Below are 15,490 nucleotides of genomic sequence, written 5' to 3'. Positions count from 1 at the left end.
AGAGAGATCGGTGAGTTCGTGCCCGAAGGCCACACACTGCATCGCCTGGCAAAGCTGCACCAACAGCGCCTGGCCGGTGCACCCGTGCGGGTATCCAGCCCCCAGGGCCGCTTCGCCGCCGAGGCCGCCCGGCTCGACGGCCACGTCCTCACCCATGCCGAAGCCTGGGGCAAACACCTACTGCACCACTACGATTCGGGCCTCACCGTCCACATCCACCTGGGCCTCTACGGCAAATTCTACGAATCCCCGGTCCCCATGGGCGAACCCGTCGGCGAAGTCCGCCTGCGCATGTACGGCCCCGGCCGCAAAGACGCCCCCTACGGCATAGACCTGCGCGGCCCCAACACCTGCGAAATCCTCCTCGCCCCCGAAATCGACGCCCTCACAGCCCGTCTCGGCCCCGACCCGCTCCGCGGTGACGCCGACCCGGACCGCGCATGGCACCGCATCAGTCGCTCCCAGCGCCCCATCGGCTCCCTCCTGATGGACCAGAAGGTCATCGCAGGCGTCGGCAACGTCTACCGCGCCGAAGTCCTCTTCCGCCACGGCATCTCACCGACGCGCCCCGGCAAGCAGCTGACCCATGAAGAGTGGCAAGCGATCTGGACCGACCTGGTGGCCCTCATGAAGGTGGGCGTCAAACGCGGCGTAATGGTCGTGGTCCGCCCCGAAGACGACCACGGCGCACCGTCCTACTCCCCGGACCGCCCCCGTACGTATGTCTACCGCCGGGCGGGCGAACCCTGCCGGTTGTGCACCACCACGGTCCTGCACTCGGTCATGGAAGGCCGAAACCTGTTCTGGTGCCCCACCTGCCAGCCCAGCTGATCGCGTCTCTGCGGTTATTGCAGGCAGGGGGTGGTGGTGTCGGAGGCGGGGACGACCGTTGTCTGCACCGAGGTGGAAGGCGCGCGGAAGAAGCCGCTGCCTGTGCCCAGGTCGGTCAGCTTCGAGCTGCCGAGTTGGATCAATGTCACCGCGACTTCGGTTCGGTCACCGGAGAGGGTCAAGGTGTGGCGACCGGTTGTGGTTGGTGTCCAGTCGACTCGGCTGATGTGGTAGTCGCTCCAGTGGACAGGTATCGATACCCCATTGTCGGTGACTTCGATGACGTCCCTGCCCGGCGTGATAGTTGAGAGCCACAGCCGATAGGTCTGATTGACGTGGCATGGCGCGCCCTCCAGCGGGCCGGTGTGAATCTTCGTTTCGGAGGCTTGGGCCGATGGTGCGGCGATCACCATTCCGACCGCGGCGATGGCGAAAGCTGTTGTGAGCGTGGACTTCATTGATCTCTCCCCGTGTAGATCCGGCGGCGCAAATCTAGCAGTTGTGAACTGAATGTGTTTCACATTCGGAGTTGGAATCAGCGTGATTTCCACGGGGTGGAAAGGGCGTTGTCAGGGGTGGGGTGGGTTCGGAGAGTGAGTGGGCGTTATCGGGCACTCATGGAGGCTGGAAGTTGACTGTCATTCGGCAGGTTGAGGGGGCGGGGGAGGTGTCCTCGCTGCGGCCGTTGTTGTTCACCGTTTATCTGCCCGCTACGGCGTATGGGATCGGGATGGGGGCGGCGGCTCCGGTGATGGCGTTGACGGCGTTGAGTTTGGGGGCCTCGCCTGCCGTGGCGGGACTGACGGTTGCGCTCGTGGGGTTGGGGCAGGTGCTGGGGGATATTCCGGCGGGGCAGGTGGTTTCGCGGTTGGGGGAGCGGCTTTCGATTGTTCTCGCGAGTTCCGCGGGGGTGCTCGGGGTGCTGGCGTGTCTGCTCGCACCGAGTGTGCCGGTGCTGTGTATGGGACTGGTGGTCGTCGGACTGTCCAATGCCGTATGGGGATTGGCACGGATGAGCTATCTGTCGGAGGTGATTCCGTTCGAGCGGCGGGCGCGGGCCATGGCGTTGTTCGGCGGGGCCATGCGGCTGGGGAGTTTCCTCGGGCCGTTTCTCGGGGCGGCGGCGATCATCGGATTCGGTACGCGCGGTGGGTTCGTCGTTCAGTTGATCGCCATCGCGGTGGCCGGATATCTCATGACGAGGCTGCCGGATCCGCAGACCGCGAACTCCGGGATCGATAAGGTGCCGCCGCTTTCGCTGCTGAGCATCGGCCGCGCCCATCGCACGCTGCTGTTCACCCTGGGTGGCGGATCGCTGCTGATGGGTGCGGCGCGCTCGGCGCGTGATGCCATATTGCCTTTGTGGGCAGACCATCTCGGCGCGAGCGCCGCGACGGCCGCGCTCGTCTACGGCATCGGGGCGGGGTTGGACGTCCTATGTGCCTATCCCGCAGGGCATTTGATGGATCGATTCGGCAGGCGATTCATCGCGGTGCCCTCGCTGGCCATTCTGGCGATCGGGTATCTGATTGTGCCGCTTGCCGATTCGATCGCCGTTCTCACCGTGGCCGCGATCGTCATGGGAATCGGCAATGGCATCGGCAACGGTGTCATCATGACCATCGGCGCGGATGTCGCCCCGGCCGCCACCCGCGCCGAATTCCTGGCCGCCTGGCGATTGACCCACGATTGCGGCTTCTTCATAGGTCCACTGCTGGTCAGCGGACTGGCCGCACTCGCACCACTCGCCGTCGCGGTGGTGACCCTGGGTGGCGTATCGGCCCTGGGCGCGGTGGCGATGGGCCGCTACATCCCGGTGTACATCCCGTGGCCGGGCCGGAATCAGTGCTCGCAGAGCGAGAATTCCCGCTCGTAGATCTCCTCGTTGTGTTCGTCGACGAAGAACTTCCGTTCCCGCATGAGTTCTTCGCGATAGCCCTCGGCCTGCGCCCGCGTCATGGTCGAGGTCGGTGACCCCGGTTGTTGCGGTGGCACATCGGAGGTCGAGGTGATCGTCACGGAGGGATCGACCAGGAAGAACGCCAGGATCTTGCGATGCCCCGGCCGGGTCGGATCCGCGAGGCGGAACGGTGCGACGCGATGCTGGAGGATATTCGGGAACGCCAGGCAGCGGCCCGCATTCGTCGATACCGATCCCAGCACCTGACTCATCGGATCCTCATCGCTGAGGCCGTAGACATCCTCCATACCGTTGCCGTCGTTCTGTTCGTATTCCGGATCGTCGATCGACGCGCGGAAACTCAACTGGCTCTCGGTGATGTTGTCGCTGTCCCAGTAGTAGATACCGGTCGAGACGATGCGCTCGTTCATCATCCCCTCGACATGCCAACTGCCACCGGCATATTCGGGGCTGTCCGGGGTGAGGTGAATCGTGGCGAGTTTGACGATGACCTGGAGTCGCCGCCCCCGCAGATCGACGCGAACGAAGTCGTCTGGTACGGCCGGTGGAGCGAATTCGGGAGCGTCCGGGATGACCGGACGACGGATATCCCACCATTCCTCACGCGCGGCATCCCAAGCGGCCCTGGCCTCTTCGTCATTCGGATCCTCGGGCTCGACCGGCTTCCCCGGGGCATTGTCGTACCAGGTGTACGGATCGACCTCGATCCGCACCGGCCGCGGATACCGCAGATCGGTCAGCACATTCTCGAACAACGGCAGCAGCCGTGCGAACAGCACCGGCAACACCGCGTCGAGTTCGCGATGAGCTACCGGATCCACATTGTTGACGTACGACGCGAACACCGCCCCGCCATCGGAGTCGATATCGACATCGGTGGGCAACCACTGGAACTTCTCCGAATACGCGTACCGCGCAATATCTTTCCCCCGCTGCGGCCAGGCCGCCGCATCCACCCCGCTCACCCCGCGCACCAGGCAGAACAGCGACGGATGCACCAGATCCAGCACCTGCCCATTCGACCCCGGATGCCAATCCCGCTCCCCCTCGGGCACCTCCTCCAGCACCCGAACAGCCTCCCGCAGAGCATTTCTCAACTCATCGCCGATCAAGCCATCCGACTGCCACACCCCGTCGACCCCGGAAACCTCCACCCCCGTCCGCTCATCACGCAACGACGCGTAATACGCCAATTCCGCGACCACATAACGGATCTGAGCCGCGCTCAACCCCTGCTCCGCCGCCTCCCGAGCCCACCTCCCAACAATTTCGGCATCGCCCATCTTCACGAACCACTGCGCCTTGGCCCGAATCCCCGCACTGAACCGCATCATCGCCAGCTCCGACACCGCCCTCTCGGGCGCAACCGGCATCAAATGCGATTCGACGAAAGGCAATGGAAACCCGGACAGCTCAGTCATTTTCCTGAATCTCCCCGCTCGCGGGCCTGACGACGAGCGCGGCGCGCCGATACCAGCGGTCCACCGTATTGCCCTCGTTCCCCATATAGCCCTCGGTCTCGATCGCGAACGGCGCGAGCACCGACTCGTGTGTTCCCGTGCATATTTCGTCGTCCGTGAGTGCGGCGGAGAATTCCCGCGCATGACCCGATCGATCGATCCACCAGGTCAGTTCGATATCCCGCCCCCACTGTTCCTCGAGCTGATCCGGGCCGAGGCGATCGGGGTGGTCGGCGGGCACGGTGGCATCGGACTCGTCATCGATCGGCTCGTCCAGATCGTCGATCTGCTCCCACTGCTCGCCGATCAGTCGCCACGTTCCGTCGCGTCGCTCCCAGCGTCGCCGCCGCCCGCACATCCACTCCTCGTCCTCGAGGAGATCGCAGGCGTAGGTCTGCTGGATTTCCGCAAGCGCGAGCGCCGCTTCATATCCGGCCTGGTCGACCGCCGCCAGCAGCGCCGCGGCTCGTGCGGCGTCCGCGCCTTTGAGCTGTTCCCAGCCGAATCCGCGCTGGGAGTATTGGTGATCCAGCAGGTAGACCAACCGCTGCGGCGGCAGGCTTTCCGGACCGTCTTTCCGGCGCCAGCTCGGCACCGGCACCGGTACCGCGAAATGCTCGCGTAGCTGGGCGGCGAGCACCGTCGTGTCCGCGTCGGCCGCCGCGCTCGGCAGGGTGCGTCCCTGTGTAATCAGGTTGTAGGTCAAAGTGATTCGGTAGCCGTTGGTCACCGGCAGCACTTCATGATCGCAGTCGGCATAGAACGCGACGAAGCCGAGCTCATCGGGCGAGCCGGTGCCGATCACCCGCTCGCCGTCATGCTCGATCACCAGATCCCCGCCGGTGTAGGTCGAGGGCAGCGTGATCACCAGGGTGCCGGTCATGCCGTCGGCCTTCTCCGAATCCCGGTGTCGCCGAAAGAATTGGCCCGCCTCGTACACCAGCATGGAGTGCGGTTGCGCGGACAGTTCGGCGGTGTCCGGTAGTCCTAGTTCCCGCCGCACCGAGTCGAGCAACGGCCCCAGAGTCCGCTGCCATCGCGGCTCGTCGATGCTGATCCGATCGCGTGGAATCTCCCACGTGTCACGAACATTCGCATCGAGCAGGGTCTGTTCGCCGAGCCCGTAGCGCGCGGGGCGCGCGATATCGCGCAGCGCCCGTGCCTGTTCCGGCGATACCGGCCAGCTCAGTGGTCCCACCCCGTCGACCGTCACCGCCAGATCCGCGGCCGTCACGCTGCCGCGCACGGCGAACGAACCCGGCGATCGCATCGAACCCAAGAGCGCACCGATGCCCTGCAAGGTCTGTTCCGTCATCCACATCTCCCCACCGAAATCGACTCGCCCAGCAGTATTGCCGATGCCGCCGACAGAGTCCGGATCAGCCGGGAATCAATGCGGGCCGGATACGTTGGCCCGTACGCGCTTTGACCAGCCACCACAGTCCGAGTGCGAGCAGCGCGATGGTGGTGATGATGTAGATATCGCCGAAGATGCTTTGCCACCAGGACCATTTCAGTTCCTGATGTCGGCCGTTGGGCACGATGCCCGGGCCGATCAGGAAGGGGAGGGTGAAGGCGGCGGTGAGGGCGGCCGGGGCGCGGCCGGGTTGGGTGGTGGCCCAGGCGATGGCGGCCACTATCGCGGGGCCCGCCCAGATCCAGTGGTGGGTCCAGGAGACCGGTGAAATCAGCAGCAGGACCGCGGCATTCACCAGTAGGGCGGCTACGGAGTAGACGGTGAGTGCGGGCTGATCGGTGAGGGATTCGGCCTTGAAGAGGTAGTGCATGAGGATCGCGCCCGCGCCCACCACGACCAGGCCGGTGGCGAGCCAGGCGATGGTGGCCGCCGAATGCGTCAGGCCGAGGCGGAAGAACAGGCCCTTGATCGACTGGTTGCCGACGTAGTCGGGGGAGCCGATGCGGTTGGTGTCGGTGACCGCGTGGAACCAGTAGTCGCGGGATTCGCGCGGGAAGAGCAGGAAGCCGCCGAGTACGACCGCGATCGCGGTCGCCGTGGAGGTGGCCGCGGCCTTCCAATCCCGGCGCAGCAGGAAGTAGAGGATGAAGGCCGCCGGGGTCAGTTTGGTGACCGCGGCGATGCCGATGAGCACACCGCGCGGCCAGCGCGGTTTCTCGGTGAGGCAGTCCAGCGCGACCGCGGCCATCAATACGAGATTGATCTGCCCGAACCACAGTGTGGTGCGGACGGGTTCGATGGCCAGCAGCGCGAATACCGCCGTCGTGGTCAGCGTGAATTTCGTGCGCACCGCCAGATCGGGGCGAATGCGCGAGAGCACCAGCCAGATCGTCACCCCGAGACAGGACAGCGAGCTCGCCGTCACCAGGATTTCCGCCAGCCACAGCGGCGTCACCGCCAGCGGAATCATCAGGATCGCGGCGGACGGCGGATAGGTGAACGGCAGATCGGTATGCCCCGCCACCGGCAGGGTCGGTCCGTAGAGGGTGCTGCCGTGCAGCCAGGCGCGGGTGACGACCCGATACACCTGCAGATCCAGGAAGCCGTGCATGCGCGAGAACAGCATGGCGATGCCCACCGAGAGCAGAATTCCGATCGCGAACGGAACGCGCGGGATATTTCTCAGGTCATCGGACTTCGCTTTGCGCAGCACTCCCCGCTGCCCCGTCCGCATGGTGATCATTCGGCAGACACTAACCCTTCGGCCTTCGCATAAGTTGTCCGGATTGTATTGCGGGAGTAGCTAGTTGATGACCACGGATTCCCGCGCGATCCGGCCGCCCCAGTCCGCCAGGCGACCGCCAGGGGGACTGAACCAGGTCGCATAGAAGACCAGCGAAACTACGGCAAGCGAGCCCAGCACGGCAAACCCGGCCACCACCGGATACGCGGACATGGTCACCGGCAGGAAGCGATAGGACAGCAATAGCCCCGCGAACACCGTCACCCCGAGCGTGACGATCCGCACCCGGTACCGATTCCAGCCGCGATCGGGCTCCCGCAGCGCCGACTCCACCGTCAGGCACAGCACCGCGCCCGCCACCAGATCGCAGCCGTAGTGATAGCCGAAACCCAGGGTCGCCAGCAGCGTGCACACCAGCCAGGTCGCCCCCGCCCAGCGCAGCCAGCGCGGACCGCCGCGCGAATGAATGAAAAGCGCCGTCGCCCACGCGGTATGCATGGACGGCATGCAATTGCGCGCGGTGACGGTATCGAACAGCAGCGGTTTCGGCATGGAGGTCAGCGCGGGCAGCACACGCGGCCAATCCCCGATTTGCAGACCGTTGCCCTCGGGTCCGTACGCGAACACCGGTCCGACCACGGGAAAAAGCACATAGCCGAGCGGCCCGACCACGCCCAGCACCAGGAACGTCCGCAGCAGATTGTGGCGCGGCCACGGACTCGTCGTCACATTGCGCAGCTGCCACACCGCGATCGCCACCGCCGCCACCGGCAACTGGATATAGACGACATGCAGAATCCCGGACGGAATCGGACCGAGCGCGTCCAGCGCCCGCCCGACCAGCCACGCGGGCTCACCCAGCGCGTGATCGGCGAGCTGCACGTACTGATCCAGCACCCGCGGCCCGGCGATGACGCTGACCATCAGCCAGGTGTCGGCGACCTTCGAGGCCATGATGAGCAGCACACCGAACGCGATGGCGTGCAAAGCCGTCCGTCGCCGCTGCCCGTCCCAGCGCGAGGCGGCGATCGCCAATCCGGTCAGTGCCAGCGTCGGCCCGGTCCCGATCGACACATGCCAGCCGCACAGCGCTTGCAGGCCCAGGGTCAACAGGTCCAGCACCGCCGCCGCAACCAGGCTGACCACCCGGACGCGCGCGGTCACGCCCACGCAGGCCAGTCCCAAACCCGCCCAGGAAACGAACGCCGACTGCGGATTCGCGAAATAGTCGTCGATCAGACTGTGCAGCGGTCCCAGCACCCCGTGATCGGAGGCCCACCACTGCGCGGCGATCAGCAATATCGCCGCAACGGCCACCCCGGCGGCAGGCAGCACCCGCGATCCCGCCCCGGCGCCGGACGACGACGGGCCGGAAATCTTCACCTCGTGGTCGACCAGCACCGTCAATCGATAACACAGGCCAAACGGAGGCACAACTTCCGGTTACCGCCAGACGTACAAGCGACCGACCAGCACCCGAGCGCGGTTCGGGGAGCGGGCTAGATGCCGCCGCCGTCGAAGCTGTCGAAACCACCGAAATCGCCGTAGTCGCCGAAATCACTGCCGCCGAGATCGGATCGCGGGTCCGCGAGGCCCGCATCGGTGAAGCCCGGATCGCCCGTGCCGTAGCCCTGGTCGCCGTACCCCTGATCGGCACCGCCCGAGTCGTAGCCCTGATCCCCGTTGTCGCCCGCGTCCAGCCCGGCCTGATAGCCGTCGCCGTATCCGCTCTCGAAGGCGGCCGCGTTGTAATCCACCCCGGACATCCCGCTGAACAGCGCGTCGAACAGCAGTACCGAGCCGACGCCCCACGCGCCCGCGACAAGCGCTGTGCGCCACCAGGGTTCGGAGTACCAGCCCGCGGGGACCGGACGGCCCGCCACCCGTCCGCCCGGGTAGTAGTTCGGCGTCCGCGCGGAGGGATCGGCGGACGCCTCGATGTGGCGGCCGTCGAATTCCACGGTGCGATCCTCGGTGACCTTGCCCGCGCTGCGCTGACCGTCGAGTTCGGGGACATCGGGCCCCGGATCCATTTTCATGGCGGAACGGGCGGCACGGACGTAATAGAGGCCCTCCAGCGCGGTCTCCTTGGCGAGCCGGGCCTGCGCCGGCGTGCTGGCCTGCTCGATCTGGGAGCCCGCGGCGTTGAATCGTTCGCCCGCGTCGGCGAGCGCCTGTTTGGAGGGTTCGTCATTGCCGGTCAGGTTGTAGACCTGCCCGCCGAGGCGCTCGATGACGCGCCGGGCGTCGGCTTTCGCATCGGCGAGTTGGGTATTCGCGCGGGATCGCTGACCGCGGCTGACGATGAGCACCGCCAGCAGTACGACGATCAGCAGAACGAGTAGTACGACAACCGTAGCCACGCGAACCACCCTACGCGGCACCGATTGCTGTCCAGTTGCTATAACTCGCCGCACGTTCGTATGCGCAGCTCGGTCCGGTGCGCGCGGGCTACTCGGCCTCGCGACGCCGGGCATGAGAGGTGTCGATCACTCGCCGCACGGCGGCGTGGACTGCCTCCGTCCCGGACGATCCGGACGGTGGCGAATTCGGCGCTGTTTCCCCCGCGCCGAGGCTCGTCCCCAGGTCGCTCAGCCCGCTACCGCGGCGAATCTGCCGGTGGTGGTTGCTGAGTCGACCTCCTCTGGGTCGAGCTCCGATATGGCGAATTGCCGCTTTCCTGCGGTTTTGGCGGAATACATGGCACGGTCGGCGCTGCGCAGCAGATCTGCGAAATCGCAGTCGCGGCCGGGCGGGCAGAACGCGGTGCCGACACTGGCCGAGGCCGGTACCGGACCCGCCGCGGTGTGCACGGGTTCGCACAGCGCCGCCAGCACCCGCATGGCCAGCTCGCCCAGGGCATTGCGGCGGGCGGGCAGCGCGACCACGAATTCGTCACCGCCGTAGCGCGAGATGACCGTTTCGGCCGGGCACGCGGCACGCAGTCGTTTGGCGATGGTGACCAGCACCTCATCGCCGACCGAATGCCCGTAACCGTCATTGATCTGCTTGAAATCGTCGAGATCGATGAGCAGCAGGCCGATGCCGCGCGCGGGATCGGTGGCCATCACCCGTACCCGCTCCTTGAGCAGTGAGCGATTGGCCAGATCGGTCAGCGCGTCATGGGTGGCCTCGTGCCGCAGCCGGGTCTGCAGGGCCGCGATTTCCTGCACCCGCACCGACACCGCCTCGGACAGGCTGCGTTCCTGCTGTGCGAGGGCACGCTGCTGCAGCGCCTCGGCATAGCTGTCGATGGCCTGGCTGGCGATGAACGGCCAGCGGGTGGCGATCAGCGATCCCGGTTCACCCGGTGCGAGCCCGAGCAGGGCGCGGCTGGCGGGTGCGAGCATGCGGGTGCGCTCGAACGGTGATTCGGCGAGCCGCCGCCCGATGCTGCGGGCCGCGGGCACCGGAAACGGTTCGGACCCGGCCAGTTCCAATAGTTCACCGATGATGCGCCCGAAGATGCGTTCCACATCCTCGGGTTCGAGTGCGGGCACGGTGGAACCGGTTCCGCCGGGATGTACCGCCCGGACCCATTCCCGGATGGTGGCCGTCACGACGGCGGTGGTGCGGGCGTCGATGCGGATGGGCATGCGCGCTCACCCTGCGAACGTGACGTCTGGCCCGGCGTGGCCGGGACCGGTGCTGCCGGCGATGGTGCTGCTCGCGCCGGTGTTGCCCTTCGGATCGAACTCACTAACTCGCGGTTGGCATGTGTGGTGCACGCTCACCGCCCCCTTTCCAGATACCCCCGTCCGGACAAAAAGGATCCTAGCAAGCCACCCGGCATCGAAAACCCCTGTTTCAGAACGGGTTCCCGACACCTCGCGAATGGCGATCGGATGTGTGATCGTTCCTGGGAGCCAGGCGTTACACCCAATTTCCGCGAGTCTTCCCGACGCGCCGACGCTCCGCCCGACCGGCGGGAATATGCCCGTATCCAGCCCGATTGGCATTGGATGAGTGAGATTAGGTACAGTGCTCAACGCACGCACCGGCAGTCTCGGGGTGCACGCGGGTGTAGTTCAATGGTAGAACTTCAGCCTTCCAAGCTGATAGCGCGGGTTCGATTCCCGTCACCCGCTCTTCTCCCGTCTGGGAGCTTCGGCCCAGGCCGAACTGGTCACGGGGTGTAGCGCAGCTTGGTAGCGCATCCGCTTTGGGAGCGGAGGGTCGCAGGTTCAAATCCTGTCACCCCGACCATCTTTCGATTCCACCAGCGGTACCCGCCACAGCAGCGTGGTGCCTTGCGATTCCAGTCCGGGTGAGATTTCCAACACCCCGTTTCGGGCCGCCGCGCGTTCGGCTAGGTTGCGCAGTCCGCCGCGGTGGGGAGCGTCGCCGAGGCCGATTCCATTGTCCGCGACCGATACTCGCAATTCGCCCATATCGGCAGTGATCGTGATGTCTACCCGGGTTGCATCGGCGTGACGGACGGCGTTGGAGAGGGATTCGCGCAGTACGGCCAGGAGTTCGTGCGCGGTTTCCGGATCGATGGCATCGAGTGCGCCGTACTGCCGCAGCGCCGGGGTGAAGCCGAGATGCCGCGCGGCGGAAGTGACCAGATCGGTTATCTCGCCGGGTAATCCGCCGGGAACGGGCGTGGGGGACTGGATGGAGAAGATCGTCGCGCGAATGTCCTGAATGGTGTCGTCCAGGGCGGAGATCAGGCGTTCCAGGCGTTCGGTGACCTCGGGGGCGGGATGCAGGCGCAGCGCGGCCTGGGCGGTCAGACCGGCGGCGTAGATGCGTTGAATGACCGAATCGTGCAGATCGCGGGCGATGCGATCGCGATCCTCCATGACCGCGATCTTGATCGAATCCTCGTGGCGGCGAACGGCATCGCGTTGCACCTGTTCGAACATGCGGGCATTGGTGATCTTGACCGCCGCGACCACCGCCAACGCCTCGATAATGCGTTCATCCTCCGCGGTGAAGATGCCCGCGCGGGTGTCGGCGAGATACAGATCGCCCAGCACGCGGCCGCGAATGCGCACCGGCACACCGAGAAAGGCGCGCATGAGTGGATGCCCGGGCGGCCAGCCCTCGAAGGCGGGATGCGTGGTCAGATCGTCCAGCCGCACCGGTTGATCACCCGCGAGCACCACCCCGAGCAGGCCGCGGCCCTTGGGCCAGGAGGGCATGCGCCGCACGGTGTCCTCGTCCATACCGATCTGCACGAATTCGGCGAGGCGGCGCGGGCCCGAGTCATCGGGTGCCAGCAAACCCAGCGCACCGTATTGCGCGCCGACCAGCCGGGTGGCGGCGGCGAGCAATTGCCGTAGTACGACAGCCACGTCGAGATCGGTGACCACGGTGTAGATGGCTTCGACCAGATCGTGCAGGCGTTCGCTGGGCGCGGTCAATCCGCGCAGCTCCGCCGGAACCTGTCCTTGCTCCGCTGGAGTCATACCCACTGGATCGGTCGGCATACCGGAAGGTTACCCACGAGCTACTTCGGGACATTTGTCTCTGTCGGCGGGTGTCGGCTCCGGACAAGCATGGAATCGGAGCAATTCAGACATCTGGACAGGCTGGCGAAGGAGCTCGTGATGACCATGATCGGAACCACACCCCGAATCGGAGCCTGGGACGGCTTCCGCGGCGGCCTGTGGCGGGACGCGATCGATGTGCGCGACTTCATCCAGCAGAACTACACGCCCTACGAAGGCGATGACAGCTTCCTGAGCGGACCCACCGCGCGCACGCTCGGCCTGTGGGCCGAGCTCGGCGCGCTCTTCCCCGTCGAACGCGAACGCGGCGTCTACGAAGTGGATCAGCACACGCCCTCCACCATCACCTCGCACGCGCCCGGATACATCGACAAGAACGCCGAACTCATCCTCGGCCTGCAAACCGACGCCCCGCTCAAACGCGCCATCATGCCCAATGGCGGCTATCGCATGGTGCAGAACAGCTTGCGCGCCTACGGAATCGATGAGGATCCGCGGGTCGCGGAGATCTTCACCGACTACCGCAAGACCCATAACGCCGGTGTCTTCGACGCCTACACCGAGGATATTCGCGCCGCCCGCAGCGCGGGCCTGATCACCGGACTGCCCGACGCCTACGGGCGCGGGCGCATCATCGGCGACTACCGGCGCGTCGCGCTGTACGGCGTGAACCGGCTGATCACCTCGAAGATGGCGGACCGCGCCGCCCTCGATGAGCGCTGGGCCGATGACGAAACCATCAGGCTGCGTGAGGAAGTCAGCGAGCAGATCCGCGCGCTCATGGAGCTCAAGGCCATGGCCGCGTCCTACGGCTTCGATATCGCCCGCCCCGCCGCGACCGCGCAGGAGGCCATCCAGTGGCTGTACTTCGCCTATCTGGCGGCGGTCAAGGAGCAGAACGGCGCGGCGATGTCGTTGGGGCGCACCGCGAATTTCATCGACGTGTATCTGGAGCGCGATCTCGTGGCCGGTCTGATCACCGAGGAGCGCGCCCAGGAACTGGTGGACGATTTCGTCATCAAACTGCGCATCGTGCGCTTCCTGCGCACGCCCGAATACGATGAGCTGTTCTCCGGTGATCCCACCTGGGTGACCGAATCGATCGGCGGGCTCGGCGCGGATGGGCGGCCGCTGGTGACCCGCACCAGTTTCCGGTACTTGCAGACGCTCTACAATCTGGGCCCGGCCCCGGAACCGAATCTGACGGTGTTCTGGTCGCCGCGACTTCCCGAGGGGTTCAAGCGATTCTGCGCCCGGGTGTCCATCGACACCAGCGCCATCCAGTACGAATCCGATGAGCTCATGCGTCCCCGCTTCGGTGACGACACCGCCATCGCGTGCTGTGTCTCGGCGATGGAGGTGGGCAAGCAGATGCAATTCTTCGGCGCCCGAGTCAATCTGGCGAAGACGCTGCTCTACGCCATCAACGGCGGACGCGATGAGCGCACCGGTGAGGTGGTGGCACGCGGCTTCGAACCCTTGACCGCCGAGGTGCTGGACTACGCCGAGACCGATGCCGCGTTCGATCGAATGATGGACTGGCTGGCATCGACGTACGCGCACGCGCTCAACGTCATTCACTACATGCACGACAAGTACGCGTACGAGCGTATCGAGATGGCGTTGCACGACACCGCTGTTCGCCGCACCATGGCGTGCGGTATCGCCGGACTCGCGGTCGCGGCGGATGCGCTCTCGGCCATCAAGTACGCGAAAGTGACTGTGCTGCGCGATGACACGGGGCTGGCGGTCGACTACCGGATCGACGGGGAATTCCCGGCGTACGGCAACAATGACGACCGGGTCGATGCCATCGCCGCCGGACTGGTGGAGCGTTTCATGCGCAAGATCCGCCGATTCCCGGCCTATCGCAATGCCGAGTACACCCAGTCGGTGCTCACCATCACCTCGAATGTGGTGTACGGCAAGAAGACCGGCAACACCCCGGATGGGCGGCGCGCGGGCGAACCCTTCTCACCGGGCGCGAATCCCATGAACGGGCGCGATACGCACGGCATCGTGGCCTCGGCCATGTCGGTGGCGAAGCTGCCGTACGAGCATGCGCTGGACGGTATTTCGCTCACCACCACGGTCACGCCGCAGGGGCTGGGCCGTACCGCCGAGGAGCGGATCGGCAATCTGGCGGGCGTGCTGGACGGATACACCGCCACCGGCGGCTTCCACATGAACGTGAACGTGCTCGACCAGGCGACGCTCACCGATGCCATGGCGCATCCGGAGAAGTACCCGCAGTTGACGATTCGCGTGTCCGGTTACGCCGTGAACTTCGTGCGGCTCACCCGCGAACAGCAGCTCGACGTCATCAATCGGACCTTCCACGCGAGTCTGTGATGACCACAGCGCTCGCGCCGGTCACCGGTTCGGTCCACTCCTGGGATGTCTCCACGGGAGTGGACGGGCCGGGTACGCGCTTCGTGACATTCCTGAGCGGCTGCCCGCTGCGCTGCCTGTACTGCCAGAACCCCGATACCTGGCTGCGAGACAACGGGATTCGGCTGGGCAGTGACGACATACTGGCCGAGGCGGCCAAATACGTGCCGTTCATCGCGGCCAGCGGTGGCGGCGCGACGCTCAGCGGCGGTGAACCGCTCCAGCAGCCGCAATTCGCGACCGCGCTGCTGCGCGGCTTCCGGGATCTCGGCCTGCACACGGCCCTGGACACCTCCGGCTATCTGGGCGGGCTGGCCGGTGACGATCTGCTCGATGCCACCGATCTGGTGTTGCTCGATATCAAGGCGGGGCAGGCGCAGACGTATCGGCGGCTCACCTCGCGCTCGCTGGAACCGACACTGCGGTTCGCCGAACGCCTGGCCGCGCTGGGTAAACCGGTCTGGCTGCGCTACGTGCTGGTTCCCGGGATCACCGACGCGCCCGCGGAGATCGGCACCGTGGCCCGGTTCGCCGCCGGTCTGGGCAATGTCGAACGGGTCGACGTACTGCCCCTCCATACCCTCGGCCAGGCGAAATGGGAGGCACTGGGCCGCCGCTTCGTACTGGCCGAAACTCCCGGCCCCACACCGGAACAGGTCGAGGACGCCCGCGCCGAATTCCGCGCGTGCGGGTTGGCCGCCTACTAGAACCTCGCCGGGCCGACGATGTCCCGGCGATCAGGGGCAGCGCGGCGGATGGCGCATGCGGATC

General features: G+C 66.1%; 12 protein-coding genes and 2 tRNA genes. 6 read left to right on the top strand and 8 right to left on the bottom strand.

What is annotated here, in order from left to right:
- Positions 1–18 precede the first annotated feature (18 nt).
- The gene (locus ACFC4D_RS35500; protein WP_376069919.1) at positions 19–831 is read left to right on the top strand and encodes an Fpg/Nei family DNA glycosylase; all 813 of its coding nucleotides are present in this window, start codon (positions 19–21) and stop codon (positions 829–831) included.
- Between the two features lie 14 nt (positions 832–845).
- Here ACFC4D_RS35500 and ACFC4D_RS35495 read toward each other — a convergent pair whose 3' ends face one another.
- Positions 846–1,289, bottom strand: a complete 444-nt coding sequence (locus ACFC4D_RS35495; RefSeq protein WP_376069916.1) for a hypothetical protein — start codon at positions 1,287–1,289, stop codon at positions 846–848.
- A 173-nt stretch (positions 1,290–1,462) separates the two neighbouring features.
- Here ACFC4D_RS35495 and ACFC4D_RS35490 point away from each other — a divergent pair, with 173 nt between their 5' ends.
- Complete coding sequence (locus ACFC4D_RS35490; RefSeq protein ID WP_376069913.1) at positions 1,463–2,707, top strand: MFS transporter; 1,245 nt, start codon at positions 1,463–1,465, stop codon at positions 2,705–2,707.
- Here the strand turns inward: ACFC4D_RS35490 and ACFC4D_RS35485 are convergent.
- The 6 genes from ACFC4D_RS35485 to ACFC4D_RS35460 all read right to left on the bottom strand — a co-directional run bounded on the left by ACFC4D_RS35485 (position 2,674) and on the right by ACFC4D_RS35460 (position 10,468).
- On the bottom strand, positions 2,674–4,173 hold the full coding sequence (locus tag ACFC4D_RS35485) for a DUF4246 domain-containing protein (RefSeq protein ID WP_376069910.1): 1,500 nt from the start codon (positions 4,171–4,173) through the stop codon (positions 2,674–2,676). The genes ACFC4D_RS35490 and ACFC4D_RS35485 overlap by 34 nt on opposite strands.
- Positions 4,166–5,527: a 2OG-Fe(II) oxygenase gene (locus tag ACFC4D_RS35480; RefSeq protein WP_376069908.1), complete on the bottom strand. Its 1,362-nt coding sequence runs from the start codon at positions 5,525–5,527 to the stop codon at positions 4,166–4,168. The genes ACFC4D_RS35485 and ACFC4D_RS35480 overlap by 8 nt, the downstream gene beginning before the upstream one ends.
- A gap of 64 nt (positions 5,528–5,591) precedes the next feature.
- Positions 5,592–6,872 (bottom strand): glycosyltransferase family 87 protein, encoded by a 1,281-nt coding sequence (locus ACFC4D_RS35475; RefSeq protein ID WP_376069905.1) that lies wholly within the window; start codon positions 6,870–6,872, stop codon positions 5,592–5,594.
- 60 nt (positions 6,873–6,932) lie between these two features.
- Positions 6,933–8,207, bottom strand: coding sequence for a phosphatase PAP2 family protein (locus tag ACFC4D_RS35470; protein ID WP_376070395.1), 1,275 nt, complete (start codon positions 8,205–8,207; stop codon positions 6,933–6,935).
- 164 nt (positions 8,208–8,371) lie between these two features.
- A complete protein-coding gene (locus tag ACFC4D_RS35465; RefSeq protein ID WP_376069903.1) occupies positions 8,372–9,235 on the bottom strand; it encodes a DUF1542 domain-containing protein in 864 nt (287 codons plus the stop codon).
- A 228-nt stretch (positions 9,236–9,463) separates the two neighbouring features.
- Complete coding sequence (locus tag ACFC4D_RS35460) at positions 9,464–10,468, bottom strand: GGDEF domain-containing protein (RefSeq protein WP_364629462.1); 1,005 nt, start codon at positions 10,466–10,468, stop codon at positions 9,464–9,466.
- A 421-nt stretch (positions 10,469–10,889) separates the two neighbouring features.
- Between ACFC4D_RS35460 and ACFC4D_RS35455 the strand changes: the two genes are divergently transcribed.
- Positions 10,890–10,960, top strand: a tRNA-Gly gene (locus ACFC4D_RS35455).
- A 41-nt stretch (positions 10,961–11,001) separates the two neighbouring features.
- Positions 11,002–11,078, top strand: a tRNA-Pro gene (locus tag ACFC4D_RS35450).
- Here the strand turns inward: ACFC4D_RS35450 and ACFC4D_RS35445 are convergent.
- Positions 11,057–12,307, bottom strand: a complete 1,251-nt coding sequence (locus tag ACFC4D_RS35445; protein ID WP_376069901.1) for a GAF domain-containing protein — start codon at positions 12,305–12,307, stop codon at positions 11,057–11,059. The genes ACFC4D_RS35450 and ACFC4D_RS35445 overlap by 22 nt on opposite strands.
- A 120-nt stretch (positions 12,308–12,427) precedes the next feature.
- Here ACFC4D_RS35445 and pflB point away from each other — a divergent pair, with 120 nt between their 5' ends.
- Complete coding sequence (gene pflB / locus ACFC4D_RS35440) at positions 12,428–14,680, top strand: formate C-acetyltransferase (protein WP_376069898.1); 2,253 nt, start codon at positions 12,428–12,430, stop codon at positions 14,678–14,680.
- On the top strand, positions 14,680–15,426 hold the full coding sequence (gene pflA / locus ACFC4D_RS35435; RefSeq protein ID WP_376069895.1) for a pyruvate formate-lyase-activating protein: 747 nt from the start codon (positions 14,680–14,682) through the stop codon (positions 15,424–15,426). The genes pflB and pflA overlap by 1 nt, the downstream gene beginning before the upstream one ends.
- The last annotated feature ends 64 nt before the right edge of the window (positions 15,427–15,490 follow it).

It is taken from the genome of Nocardia sp. NPDC056000 (assembly GCF_042269265.1).
In the GTDB taxonomy this organism is placed as follows: domain Bacteria; phylum Actinomycetota; class Actinomycetes; order Mycobacteriales; family Mycobacteriaceae; genus Nocardia.
This window is presented reverse-complemented; position numbering and strand designations above follow the sequence as displayed.

What these genes read in the sequence shown, in the direction of transcription:
- ACFC4D_RS35475 (WP_376069905.1), bottom strand. Translation starts at nt 6,872, where the DNA reads ATGATCACCATGCGGACGGGGCAGCGGGGAGTGCTGCGCAAAGCGAAG.
- ACFC4D_RS35485 (WP_376069910.1), bottom strand. Translation starts at nt 4,173, where the DNA reads ATGACTGAGCTGTCCGGGTTTCCATTGCCTTTCGTCGAATCGCATTTG.
- pflA (WP_376069895.1), top strand. Translation starts at nt 14,680, where the DNA reads ATGACCACAGCGCTCGCGCCGGTCACCGGTTCGGTCCACTCCTGGGAT.
- ACFC4D_RS35460 (WP_364629462.1), bottom strand. Translation starts at nt 10,468, where the DNA reads ATGCCCATCCGCATCGACGCCCGCACCACCGCCGTCGTGACGGCCACC.
- pflB (WP_376069898.1), top strand. Translation starts at nt 12,428, where the DNA reads ATGACCATGATCGGAACCACACCCCGAATCGGAGCCTGGGACGGCTTC.
- ACFC4D_RS35480 (WP_376069908.1), bottom strand. Translation starts at nt 5,527, where the DNA reads ATGACGGAACAGACCTTGCAGGGCATCGGTGCGCTCTTGGGTTCGATG.
- ACFC4D_RS35495 (WP_376069916.1), bottom strand. Translation starts at nt 1,289, where the DNA reads ATGAAGTCCACGCTCACAACAGCTTTCGCCATCGCCGCGGTCGGAATG.
- ACFC4D_RS35445 (WP_376069901.1), bottom strand. Translation starts at nt 12,307, where the DNA reads ATGCCGACCGATCCAGTGGGTATGACTCCAGCGGAGCAAGGACAGGTT.